Genomic DNA, 12,074 nt, shown 5'->3' with positions numbered 1-12,074 from the left:
TGAGGGTGACGAGGTTTTCCACAACCCGTGAGTAATCCACGGGAATTGACCAAGATCAACGTCGTTCTGTTGGAGTGCCTAGCGTCGTCCGCATGGCACTTCGATCACTTTCACGGACATCTGCCGCGACAAGCGGACCGGGGCGAGGCCCCGCGTCGGACGGTCGCGTCTCCACCGGCCGCGCGCAGGGCGGCCCTGCTTCAGCCGAGCGCGCGCGATACCGCAATGCCCGCGGGCGGGCGATCCGGCGCAGGCACGCTTCGGCGGAGGCGCGGGCACAGGCGTTGCGGCGGCGCGCGGAGCTGCTTTTCCCTGCCGGGAGCGAAGGGGGGCGGATCGGTGGGGAGTTGAGGTCGGGGGCGGCGCGGGGGGCGCCGCGGGGGGCGCCGCCGGGGGCGGAGGCTGGGGGACGGGAGTCGTCACAGGATTACGGTGCGCCGGTGCCGGTGCCGGTGCGGGCCGTGCGGTGGCGGCAGCCGGAGTTGGAGGCTGTGGAGGGCGAGGCGTCGGAGTCGGGGCTGCTGTTTCGGCCGGGGGCTGCGCGGTCGTCTGGGTCTGGGTCTGCGCCTGGGCCTGGGCCTGCGTGGGCGTCTGCGTCGGAGAGTGTGGGGCGAACGCGGGTTGGGCCGGCGGAGCAGGGTGGGCGGGCAGCGGCTCAGGGTGTACGGGCAGCTCAGGGTGCTCGTGGGCCTGGGCCTGCGCCGGCGTCGGCGTCGGCGAGTGTGGGGCGAACGCGGGTTGGGCCGGCGGTGCAGGGTGGGCGGGCAGCGGCTCAGGGTGTACGGGCAGCTCAGGGCGTGCGTGCGGTTCGGTCGGTGTCGCAGCAGCCGGAGGCCGTGACGCTGCCGGAGGCCGTGCGGCGGCAGCCTCGGGAGGTGGCGCGGTCGGATGCCGCGACCGTGCCGGGGGCTCAGGCGCGGGTCGAGGAGCGGGCCGAGGCGGGGGCTGAGGCGGGGGATCAGCTTTCGGAGTCCCGAGGGGCTCAGGGGGCGGTGGCTCCTGCGGGCGAGGCTGAGGCCGTACCGCCGCTGCCGGGGCGGTTGGGGCTCGCGGTGCGGGAGCGGTTGCCGTTGTGGCTGCAGCTGCGGTGCGGTCTTGAGCGGCGAAGCCTGGTCGCGCTCCTGGTGGTGCTCGCCCTCGCGGCGGTCTTCGCGGCCCAGCACTTCTGGGCGGGGCGGACGCAGCCGGTGCGGGCGCCGGACGTGGTGGGGGCGGCGCCCGACCGGGCCGCGGAGCCGTCTCCGTCACCGGGGGCCCCGCCTTCTGCGGAAGGCGGCGGCCGACCGGCGAGCGGCCCCGGCGGTGCTCGGATCGTCGTGGACGTCAGTGGGAAGGTCCGCAGTCCCGGGATCTTGCGGATGCCCGCAGGCTCCCGGGTCGCCGACGCGCTCAAGGCCGCGGGCGGCGTACGTCCCGGCGCCGACACGGACGGCCTCAACCGTGCCCGTCTCCTCGTCGACGGCGAACAGGTGGTGGTCGGCGCTCCGGCGACGGCACCGGCAGCTCCGGCGGCTCCTGGTGCGGGGGCGGCAGCAGGGGCGACGGGAGCGAGCCCCGCCGCGCCGATCGGCCTGAGCACGGCTACCGCCGAGCAACTCGACGAACTGCCGGGCGTGGGCCCCGTCCTGGCGCAGCACATCATCGACTACCGGACGGAACACGGCGGTTTCCGCTCGGTGGACGAGCTGCGGGAGGTCAATGGAATCGGGGACAAGCGTTATGCCGACCTGCAGAATCTCGTGCGGCCATGAGAGCGCCGAGCCGGGCGACGGCCGGTGGGCCGGAAGCGACAAGAGGCCCGGGACATCCCGCCGTTCACGCCCCGGACAGCCGCCGACTCGCGGATCCCCGGCCACGCCCGGAGGGCCCACTGGACCTGCGCCTCGTGCCGCCCGCCCTCGCGGCGTGGGGCACCGCGGCCCTGACGCTGGACGCCCCGCCTCGATGGGTGATCGCGGCCGTGGTGGTCTGTGTGGCGGCGGCCGGTGTCCTGTTGGTGACGTGGACGGTGAGAGGGCGGCGGGCTGCGGGGGTTGCAGGGGCTGCGCAAGCTGTGCAGGGGCCGGCCGACAATCGACCGCAGCACCAGCGTCAGCGGCAGCCCTGGCAGCGGGTGTCGGTGGCCGCCGTCCTCCTTTGTGCCGCGGCGGGCGCCACCTCGGCGGCACTGCATGGGGCCGACTTGTATCGGGGGCCAGTCCCTGCTCTGGCGCGTCAGTATGCGGAGGCGGAGGTCGAGTTGGAGGTCACCTCCGACCCCCGGCTGACCCGGCCCCGCATCACGGGGGCGCATGCGATGCCGCCCTCCGTCATGTTGAACGCGGAGATCGTCCGGGTGACGTCCCCGAACGGCACCACCTCCGTGACCCGCACCCCGGCCCTGGTCCTCGCCGAGGGCGGCGAGGGCGGCGAGGGCGACGAGAGTGCTGACAGCGGGGATTCCGTCGGGCCCCCGAGGAGGGGGGACGAGGCTTCCGCGGCCCCCTGGAGCAAGGCGCGTTGGCTTGCGCTTCTGCCTTCGACCAGGGTGCGTGTTCGGGGGAGTCTTTCGGCTCCCTTGCTGCGGGGTGACCGTGTGGCGGCGGTGTTGCGGGTGGGCGGGGAGTCGGTGCCGCGGGTGGTCGAGGGGCCGTCGGGGGCGCAACGGGTGGCGGGACGGTTGCGGGGCGGGTTGCGGGAGGCCACGGACGGGCTGCCGCCCGACGCGCGGGCGTTGTTGCCCGGGCTGGTGGTGGGGGACACTTCGCGCGTGCCGCCCGAGCTGGAAGAGGCGTTCAGGGCGACCGATCTGACGCATCTTCTGGCGGTGAGCGGGGCCAACCTCACGATCGTCCTCGCGCTGCTCATCGGTCCGCCCGGCCTATCCCAGCGTGCCGAACGCCGGGGTATCGCGCCACGGCTGGGGATTTCGCTGCGGGCGACGGCGTTGCTGGGCGGCGTCCTCACCCTCTGCTTCGTCATCGTCTGCCGACCGGACCCCAGTGTGCTGCGGGCCGCGGCCTGCGGGCTGATCGCGTTGCTCGCCATCGCCACAGGGCGGCGCCGTTCGCTGATCCCGGCCCTGGCCGCCGCCGTGCTGCTGCTCGTCCTGTACGACCCGTGGCTGGCCCGGAGTCCCGGCTTCCTGCTCTCCGTCCTGGCCACCGGAGCGCTGCTCACCCTCGCCCCGAGGTGGAGTGCCGCCCTGAGGGGACGCCGGGTGCCTCCGCGGTTGGCGGAGGCGTTGGCGGCCGCGGCCGCGGCGCAGGCGGTGTGCGCGCCCGTCGTGGCGGTCATCGCGGCACGGGTGAGCCTGGTGGCGGTGCCCTGCAATCTCCTCGCGGAGGTGGCCGTGGCGCCCGCCACGGTCCTCGGCTTCGCCACGCTCGCGGCCGCGCCGGTCGCGATGCCGGTGGCCAAGGCGCTGGCCTGGTGCGCGAGTTGGCCGACCGGGTGGATCGCGGACATCGCCCGCACGGGTGCGGGGTTGCCCGGCAGCGGGGTCGACTGGCCCGGCGGCTGGCGTGGCGGTCTGCTGCTGGCCCTCGCCACGGTCGGCGTGGTGCTGGTTGGCCGCAGGCTCGCCAGGCACCCGTGGCTCAGCGCGGCCTGCGCCCTGCTGCTTCTCCTCGCGGTCGTGCAGCCCCCGCCCCTCACCCGGGTGATCGCGGGCTGGCCTCCGCCGGGGTGGCGGTTCGCGATGTGTGACGTGGGCCAGGGGGACGCGACGGTGCTCGCCGCCGGTGACGGGGCGGGAGTGGTCGTCGACGCGGGTCCCGACCCGGTGCTCGTGGACCGCTGTCTGCGTTCGCTGGGCGTGACCCGTGTGCCGCTCGTGCTGTTGACGCACTTCCACGCTGATCACGTGGCGGGACTGCCGGGGGTGCTGCGGGGGCGTTCGGTCGGGGCGATCCAGACGACGGGGTTCCAGGAGCCGCCCGAGCAGGCACGGTTCGTACGGGCGCAGGCTGCCGCCCATCGGATCCCGGTGAGCCAAGCCGTGGCGGGGGAGCGGCGCCGTGCGGGTGCGGGAGCCCTCGACTGGCGGGTGCTCTGGCCCATGGCGGCCGGGCCGGGGGCGGGGCCCGCTCCCGACGGCGCGAACGACGCCAGTGTCACCCTGCTCGTACGGGCCATGGGGATGACCCTGCTCCTGCTCGGTGATCTCGAACCGCCCGCCCAGCGAGCCCTGACCCGCACCCCGGCCGTGGCGGCGCTGCCACCCGTGGACGTGCTCAAGGTCGCCCACCACGGCTCGGCCTACCAGGACCCCGAACTCCTCCGGCGGGCCGCGCCGCGCCTCGCCCTCATCTCTTGCGGGCGGGACAATTCGTACGGACATCCGGCGCCCCGGACGGTCGCGGCGCTGCGGGCCGGGGGAGCGGAGGTGCTGCGTACGGACACGAGCGGCTCGATCGCGGTGTCGGGCCCGACCAGCGGGTCGGCGGCCGGGCCGGGGAACGGAGCTCCCCCCTTGAAGGTGACCACGCGCCCTCCATGACGGGCCGCGGACCCCGCCCGCCCCTCGTCCGAGCCGCCCTGAGCGGCCAAACCCCCACCCAGGAGGAGCAATTCGGTTACTCGTGACAGTTTCAGCGCTAACGCAGGATTTCAGCGCAGTGGGTTCGTGTTGCATCGAATGCCGCAACGGTGATCGAATGCCTCTTCGTGACCAGAGTTGTCAAGGTGCGCGGGGGTGTGTCGCAAATGTTCGGCCGTTGGCTGGGAGACCGTACGAACCGAGCCGGCCGGATGAACCGAGCCGGTGGGGCAGGACGAGCTGGTGAGGCAGGACGAGCCGGTGGGGCAGGGCGAGCGGGGCGGGGAGGCGGGCCTCTTTCCGCGGTGGCGGTGCCGCCCAGCGCGGGCGTGCTCAGCTGCCGGGTGCTCGACCCCGTCAACGAGCCCGTGCGGCACGCGGAGTTCGCGGTCAACGATGCCATGGGGCGCAAGGTCGTGGGCGGGGGACTCGATCCGTACGGTTCGTTCGTCGCGACCGTTCCTGCCGGGGACTACCGCCTGGCGGTCTCGGCGGAAGGGTTCACCCCGTACCGGGCGAACGCCACGGTCGGGGAGAGCGCGCACGCCTCGCTCGGTGACGTCATGCTCCAGATAGCCCCGCCCCCGGCGCTGCCCGAGCCCGGTGACTGGGAGATCGACCCCCTGCACTCGTCGGTCGCCTTCACCGCGCGGCACATCGGTCTGGCCCGTATCCACGGCCGGTTCAACAGCTTCGCGGGGGCCATACGGCTGGGGGAGCGGATGGAGGACTCCGCGATGCATGTCGTCATCGACGCCGCCTCCATCGACACCGCGGTGCGGATGCGTGACGACCACCTGCGGTCCAAGGACTTCCTCGACGTGGCGCGCTTCCCCACGATGGAGTTCTACAGCGACCGCTTCGTGCACAAGGGCGGCACCCGCTGGGCGATCACGGGCGGCCTGACGCTGCACGGTGTGACGCGGACGGTGACGCTGGAGACGGAGTACCTCGGGGTGGGCCAGGGCCTGGAGGGCGAGACCCGGGTGGCCTGCCGCGCCTCCACCGAGCTGCATCGCGACGACTTCACGATCAACTGGCAGACGATGCTCGCCCGTGGCATCGCCGCGGTCGGTCCCAGCATCTCGATCGATCTGGACATCCAGGTCCTGCCCAAGAGCTGACGCCGGGCTCCCATGGGCGAAGGGCCGTCACGGAGCTTCGAGCCAGCCCTCGTGTTCCGCCGCCAGATCGTCCAGGGCCGTGCGGTCCAGGCGCCGCTCCGGGTCCTCGATCACCACCAGCCACTGGGCGTCCTCGGCGTCGTCCTCGCCGGCCAGGGCGTCACGGACGAGCTGGGGCTGCTCGCGCACGCCGAAACGGTCGGGGAGTTCTTCGGCCACCTCCTCCGCGGCATCGCGGTCGGGCAGCACCAGGACATGTCGTACGTCGGTCACCCGCTCATTGTCCGGTACCGGGGGAGGCGGTCGGGAACCGGCTGTACGGGACGGGCTGTGTGGCCTGCACGGACGGGCTGCCTGGCCTGGCACGGGACGGGCTGTCAGTGCCGCGTGGGATGCTTTGACGCGATGGCCAGGAAGACAGATACCGCCGACCCGCTCGCTCCCCTCACGCTCGCCGTGGGCCAGGAGGACCTCCTCCTCGACCGCGCCGTGCAGCAGGTGGTCGCGGCCGCACGTGCCGCGGACGCCGACACGGACGTGCGCGACCTCACCTCCGACCAGTTGCAGCCCGGCACGCTCGCCGAGCTGACCAGTCCCTCGCTCTTCGCCGAGCGCAAGGTCGTGGTCGTACGCAACGCGCAGGATCTGTCGGCCGACACGGTCAAGGACGTGAAGGCGTATCTCGCGTCGCCGGCCGAGGAGATCACCCTCGTCCTGCTGCACGCGGGCGGTGCCAAGGGCAAGGGGCTGCTCGACGCCGCGCGCAAGGCCGGGGCCCGTGAGGTCGCCTGCCCCAAGATGACGAAGGCCGCGGACCGGCTCTCGTTCGTACGGAGCGAGTTCCGCGCGCTGGGGCGTTCGGCCACGCCCGAGGCGTGCCAGGCCCTGGTCGACTCGATCGGCAGCGATCTGCGGGAGCTTGCCTCGGCGGTGTCCCAGCTGGTGGCTGACGTCGAGGGCACGATCGACGAGGCCGTCGTCGGCCGCTACTACACGGGGCGGGCCGAGGCCTCCAGTTTCACCGTGGCCGACCGGGCGGTGGAGGGGCGGGCCGCGGAGGCGCTCGAGGCGTTGCGCTGGTCCCTGTCGACCGGGGTCGCTCCCGTACTGATCACCAGTGCGTTGGCGCAGGCCGTGCGGGCGATCGGGAAGCTGTCCTCCGCGAGGGGCGGGCGGCCGGCGGATCTGGCTCGGGAGCTGGGGATGCCGCCGTGGAAGATCGATCGTGTGCGGCAGCAGATGCGGGGGTGGACCCCTGACGGGGTGGCGGTTGCGCTGCGGGCCTGTGCGGAGGCTGATGCGGGGGTCAAGGGTGGGGGCGATGACCCTGAGTACGCCCTGGAGAAGGCTGTCGTGGCGATTGCTCGTGCGGCTCGGTCTCGGCGGGGTTAGTCCCGTGCGGTTCCCGTGCGGTTCCCGTGCGGGGCTGCCGTGGTTTTCGCGCAGTTCCCCGCGCCCCTGAAGTAGCGTCCCGCCGTCTTGAAGCCGCGCGTGCGTCGTGGCTGGTCGCGCAGTTCCCCGCGCCCCTTGACGCCCCTCCGCCGGTTCGTCGTCCGCGGGCCGTCCACGGTTGCTCGCGCCGTTCCCCGCGCCCCTGACGGGGCCTCCGGCCGTCTGTCGTCCGCGCGTGCGTCGTGGTTGCTCGCGCCGTTCCCCGCGCCCCTGACGGGGCTCCTCCCTGGCCCCGGGCACAGCAATGCCCCCGGAGTGGGCCGGGGGCATCGTCGCAGCGTGGCGTACTGCGGGGTCTGTCCGCGAATCGAGGTAGAGGGCTCGAATTACCCTCGCGGGAGGATTGATCAGCGCCCCGGCGGACCGGGGCAAGGGGTTCAGCCCTGGAGGGTCGCGACCTTCGAAGCAAGCGCCGACTTCTTGTTGGCGGCCTGGTTCTTGTGGATGACACCCTTCGAGACAGCCTTGTCGAGCTGACGCGAAGCCTCACGCGTCGCCTCGACGGCCTTCTGGGTGTCGCCTGCGGCAACGGCCTCGCGGGCCTTGCGGATCGCGGTCTTCAGCGAAGACTTGACCGCCTTGTTGCGCTGACGCGCCTTCTCGTTGGTCTTGATCCGCTTGATCTGGGACTTGATGTTCGCCACGAAAGAGCCTTTTCAGGTTCAGGTACTGCAGAGGTACTGCAGATGAGTTTCTTTGACATGTGCCTCAGAGCTGAGAGGGCCAGGAGACACAGCTGCCCAGATTACCAGCCGCTCCCCGACCGGCCCAATCCGGGCCCCGCTCCCCGTCTCGACCGGCCCAATCCGGGCCCCGCACCCCACCCCGACCGGCCCCCACCGGGCCCAGTGCCTCACCCATGGGACCATGGAACCTACGTATAGATCCGACCCGAGGCGACAGGCGCCTCAAGAGACAGGACCCTGCGTGCCCGCGACCCCTAAAAATGTGCCCGAGCCGAGCCGTACCGACCCGGCTCTGATCCGTAATTTCTGCATCATCGCGCACATCGACCACGGCAAGTCCACGCTTGCCGACCGGATGCTCCAGCTGACCGGCGTGGTCGACCAGCGCCAGATGCGTGCTCAGTACCTCGACCGCATGGACATCGAGCGCGAGCGCGGCATCACGATCAAGTCCCAGGCGGTGCGTCTGCCCTGGGCCCCCACGGAGGGGCCCGAGAAGGGCAGTACGCACGTTCTCAACATGATCGACACCCCGGGGCACGTGGACTTCACGTACGAGGTGTCGCGCTCGCTGGCGGCCTGTGAGGGCACGATCCTCCTGGTCGACGCGGCGCAGGGCATCGAGGCTCAGACTCTCGCCAACCTCTACCTGGCGATGGAGAACGACCTCAAGATCGTCCCGGTGCTCAACAAGATCGACCTGCCGGCCGCCCAGCCGGAGAAGTTCTCCGAGGAGCTCGCCAACCTCATCGGTTGCGACCCGGAGGACGTGCTCAAGGTCTCCGCGAAGACCGGCATGGGCGTCGAGGCGCTCCTCGACAAGGTCGTCGCCGAGGTCCCGCCGCCGGTCGGTGTCGCCGACGCGCCCGCCCGCGCGATGATCTTCGACTCGGTGTACGACTCGTACCGCGGTGTCGTGACGTACGTCCGTGTGGTCGACGGCCAGCTCAACAAGCGTGAGCGCATCCGGATGATGTCCACCGGGGCCACGCACGAGCTGCTCGAGATCGGAGTGTCGTCCCCCGAGATGACCCCGGCCGACGGCATCGGCGTCGGCGAGGTGGGCTACATCATCACCGGCGTGAAGGACGTCCGTCAGTCCAAGGTCGGTGACACGATCACCTCCCTGCACAAGGGCGCCACCGAGGCCCTCGGCGGTTACAAGGACCCCAAGCCGATGGTCTTCTCGGGGCTCTATCCGCTGGACGGCTCGGAGTACCCGGACCTGCGCGAGGCCCTGGACAAGCTGCAGCTCAACGACGCCGCGCTGGTCTACGAACCGGAGACCTCGGCCGCCCTCGGCTTCGGCTTCCGCGTGGGCTTCCTGGGGCTGCTGCACCTCGACGTCATCCGGGAGCGGCTCGAGCGCGAGTTCGGGCTCGACCTCATCGCCACCGCTCCGAACGTGGTCTACCGCGTGATCATGGAGGACGGCACCGAGCACACCGTCACCAACCCGAGCGAATTCCCCGAGGGCAAGATCGACGAGGTGTACGAGCCCGTCGTACGCGCCACGATCCTCGCCCCGAGCGAGTTCATCGGCTCGATCATGGAGCTGTGCCAGAACCGGCGCGGCGTCCTGCTCGGCATGGACTACCTCTCCGAGGACCGCGTGGAGATCCGCTACACGCTGCCGCTCGCCGAGATCGTCTTCGACTTCTTCGACCAGCTGAAGTCCAAGACGCGGGGTTACGCATCGCTGGACTACGAGCCCACGGGCGAGCAGTCCGCGCAGCTCGTCAAGGTCGACATCCTGCTGCACGGCGACAAGGTCGACGCGTTCTCCGCCGTCACCCACAAGGACGCCGCGTACGCGTACGGCGTGCGCCTGGTGGCCAAGCTGCGCGAGCTCATCCCCCGCCAGGCCTTCGAGGTGCCCGTCCAGGCCGCGATCGGCTCCCGGGTCATCGCCCGCGAGACCATCCGCGCCATCCGCAAGGACGTCCTCGCCAAGTGCTACGGCGGTGACATCTCCCGTAAGCGCAAGCTCCTGGAGAAGCAGAAGGAGGGCAAGAAGCGCATGAAGATGGTCGGCTCCGTCGAGGTGCCGCAGGAAGCCTTCATCGCGGTGCTCTCCAGTGACGACAGCGGCCCGGGCAAGGGGAAGAAGTAGCTCAGGCCTCGGCCGCCGTCCCGTCCGTCACGGGCGTCACACCGGCATCTCAGCGGGTCCGTCGCGCTCTTGCGCGGCGGACCCGTTCTTGTAGGAAGTGACAGGCAGAAGCCCCTTACGCACCGGGCTTCAGCGCTCTACTCTGATCACTGCTCGTAGGTTACTCGCAAGTTAAACAAGACCCTCGCACGTTCAACAAGCCCAGCAGCCGCCAGCCAGTCGCCGCATAGTCGCGGGTCCGGAGGATGTCGTGAGCGACACACAGACCTTGATCGAGAACCGTCCGCCGTCCGTGGCGCAACTCTTCCTTGAGCGCGTGGCGGCCACGCCCGACGCGGAGGCCTACCGCTACCCGGTGCCGGCCGCGTCCGGCGAGGGCCCCGACGACTGGAAGTCGCTGAGCTGGGGACAGGCCGCCGAGCGCGTCTACGCCATCGCGGCCGGCCTGATCGAGCTCGGGCTCGCGCCCGAGGACCGGGTGGCGCTCGCCTCGTCCACCCGCGTCGAGTGGATCCTCGCCGACCTCGGCATCCTCTGCGCGGGCGCGGCCACCACCACGGTGTATCCGCAGACCAACGCCGAGGAGTCCACCTACATCCTGGCCGACTCCGACAGCCGGGTCCTGATCGCCGAGAACGCCGAGCAGCTCGCCAAGGCGCGCGAGAAGCGGGCCGAGCTGCCCGATCTGCGGCATGTCGTGGTGATCGACGCCGAGGGCGCGGGGCCCGCCGAAGGCGACCCCGAAGGCTGGGTGCTCACCCTCGCCGACCTGGAGGCGCGCGGCGCCGCCCATCTGGAGAAGAACCCGGAGGCGGTCAAGGAGCGGATCGCCGCCATCACCAGGGACCAGCTCGCCACGATCATCTACACCTCCGGCACCACCGGCAAGCCCAAGGGCGTGCGCCTGCCGCAGGACAACTGGTCGTACATGGCCAAGGCCATCGCGGCGACCGGCCTGCTCGGCCCGGACGACGTGCAGTACCTGTGGCTGCCGCTCGCGCACGTCTTCGGCAAGGTGCTGACCTCCGGCCAGATCGAGCTCGGGCACGTCACCGCGGTCGACGGCCGCGTCGACAAGATCATCGAGAACCTGCCGGTGGTGCAGCCCACGTACATGGCCGCCGTGCCGCGCATCTTCGAGAAGGTCTACAACGGGGTCGCGGCCAAGGCCCGGGCCGGCGGCGGCGCCAAGTACAAGATCTTCCTGTGGGCAGCCGAGGTCTCCCGCGAGTACGCGAAGGTCAGCCAGGACAACTTCCGCAGGACCGGCAACGCGTCCGTGCCCTTCGGTCTCGGCGCCAAGCACAAGGTCGCCGACGCGCTCGTCTACTCCAAGCTGCGCGACGCCTTCGGCGGACGGCTGCGCGCCGCCGTCTCCGGGTCGGCCGCGCTCGCCCCCGAGATCGGCTACTTCTTCGCCGGCGCGGGCATCCACATCCTGGAGGGCTACGGCCTGACGGAGTCCTCGGCCGCCTCCTTCGTCAACCCCGGCGAGGCCTACCGCACCGGCACCGTCGGCAAGCCGCTGCCCGGCACCGAGGTCCGGATCGCCGACGACGGCGAGATCCTGCTGCGCGGCCCCGGCATCATGGAGGGCTACCACGGCCTCCCCGAGAAGACGGCCGAGGTCCTGGAGTCCGACGGGTGGTTCCACACCGGGGACATCGGCGAGCTGTCCGCCGACGGCTATCTGCGGATCACCGACCGCAAGAAGGACCTGATCAAGACCTCCGGCGGCAAGTACATCGCGCCCGCCGAGGTCGAGGGCCAGTTCAAGGCCGTCTGCCCGTACGTCTCCAACATCCTGGTGCACGGCGCCGACAAGAACTTCTGCACCGCTCTGATCGCGCTCGACGAGCCGTCCATCCTGGCCTGGGCCAAGGACAACGGCCTGGACGGCAAGAGCTACGCCGAGGTGGTCGCGGCCCCGGCGACGGTCGCCCTGGTCGAGGGCTATGTGAAAGAGCTCAACGAAGGCCTCCAGCGCTGGCAGACCGTCAAGAAGTTCAAGCTGCTGCCCCGTGACCTGGACATCGAGCACGGTGAACTGACGCCCAGCCTGAAGCTGAAGCGCCCGGTCGTCGAGCGCGAGTACCAGCACCTGATCGACGAGATGTACGCGGGTTCACGCGAGGCCTGAGCCCCGGCTCCCGTACGCGGGCGGGGTAGTGCGCGACTCT

Annotated in this window: 8 protein-coding genes; 6 read left to right on the top strand and 2 right to left on the bottom strand. The window is 71.3% G+C overall.

The window, feature by feature from the left end:
* Positions 1–815: 815 nt before the first annotated feature.
* The 3 genes from ACWFRU_RS03355 to ACWFRU_RS03345 all read left to right on the top strand — a co-directional run bounded on the left by ACWFRU_RS03355 (position 816) and on the right by ACWFRU_RS03345 (position 5,643).
* Positions 816–1,751, top strand: coding sequence for a helix-hairpin-helix domain-containing protein (locus ACWFRU_RS03355; RefSeq protein WP_453684153.1), 936 nt, complete (start codon positions 816–818; stop codon positions 1,749–1,751).
* Positions 1,748–4,480 (top strand): ComEC/Rec2 family competence protein, encoded by a 2,733-nt coding sequence (locus tag ACWFRU_RS03350; protein ID WP_453684151.1) that lies wholly within the window; start codon positions 1,748–1,750, stop codon positions 4,478–4,480. The genes ACWFRU_RS03355 and ACWFRU_RS03350 overlap by 4 nt, the downstream gene beginning before the upstream one ends.
* Positions 4,481–4,686: 206 nt before the next feature.
* Entirely contained in the window at positions 4,687–5,643 is a 957-nt protein-coding gene (locus ACWFRU_RS03345; protein ID WP_453684526.1) for a YceI family protein, read from the top strand.
* 27 nt (positions 5,644–5,670) lie between these two features.
* Here ACWFRU_RS03345 and ACWFRU_RS03340 read toward each other — a convergent pair whose 3' ends face one another.
* Positions 5,671–5,916 (bottom strand): hypothetical protein, encoded by a 246-nt coding sequence (locus ACWFRU_RS03340; protein ID WP_399386554.1) that lies wholly within the window; start codon positions 5,914–5,916, stop codon positions 5,671–5,673.
* 132 nt (positions 5,917–6,048) lie between these two features.
* On the opposite strand from ACWFRU_RS03340, the gene holA reads away from it, so the two are divergent.
* A complete protein-coding gene (gene holA, locus ACWFRU_RS03335; protein ID WP_453684149.1) occupies positions 6,049–7,035 on the top strand; it encodes a DNA polymerase III subunit delta in 987 nt (328 codons plus the stop codon).
* Positions 7,036–7,472: 437 nt separating this feature from the next.
* Here holA and rpsT read toward each other — a convergent pair whose 3' ends face one another.
* Positions 7,473–7,739 (bottom strand): 30S ribosomal protein S20, encoded by a 267-nt coding sequence (gene rpsT, locus ACWFRU_RS03330; RefSeq protein ID WP_135334171.1) that lies wholly within the window; start codon positions 7,737–7,739, stop codon positions 7,473–7,475.
* A gap of 283 nt (positions 7,740–8,022) precedes the next feature.
* Here rpsT and lepA point away from each other — a divergent pair, with 283 nt between their 5' ends.
* Positions 8,023–9,894: a translation elongation factor 4 gene (gene lepA, locus ACWFRU_RS03325; protein WP_453684148.1), complete on the top strand. Its 1,872-nt coding sequence runs from the start codon at positions 8,023–8,025 to the stop codon at positions 9,892–9,894.
* A gap of 250 nt (positions 9,895–10,144) precedes the next feature.
* Entirely contained in the window at positions 10,145–12,034 is a 1,890-nt protein-coding gene (locus ACWFRU_RS03320; RefSeq protein WP_453684146.1) for an AMP-dependent synthetase/ligase, read from the top strand.
* The last annotated feature ends 40 nt before the right edge of the window (positions 12,035–12,074 follow it).

The sequence above is a fragment of the Streptomyces sp. NPDC055099 genome, from assembly GCF_053607685.1.
Note: the sequence above shows the minus strand (reverse complement) of the source record. Positions and strands in the feature narration are given on the sequence as shown.

What these genes read in the sequence shown, in the direction of transcription:
- ACWFRU_RS03350 (WP_453684151.1), top strand. Translation starts at nt 1,748, where the DNA reads ATGAGAGCGCCGAGCCGGGCGACGGCCGGTGGGCCGGAAGCGACAAGA.
- holA (WP_453684149.1), top strand. Translation starts at nt 6,049, where the DNA reads ATGGCCAGGAAGACAGATACCGCCGACCCGCTCGCTCCCCTCACGCTC.
- ACWFRU_RS03345 (WP_453684526.1), top strand. Translation starts at nt 4,687, where the DNA reads ATGTTCGGCCGTTGGCTGGGAGACCGTACGAACCGAGCCGGCCGGATG.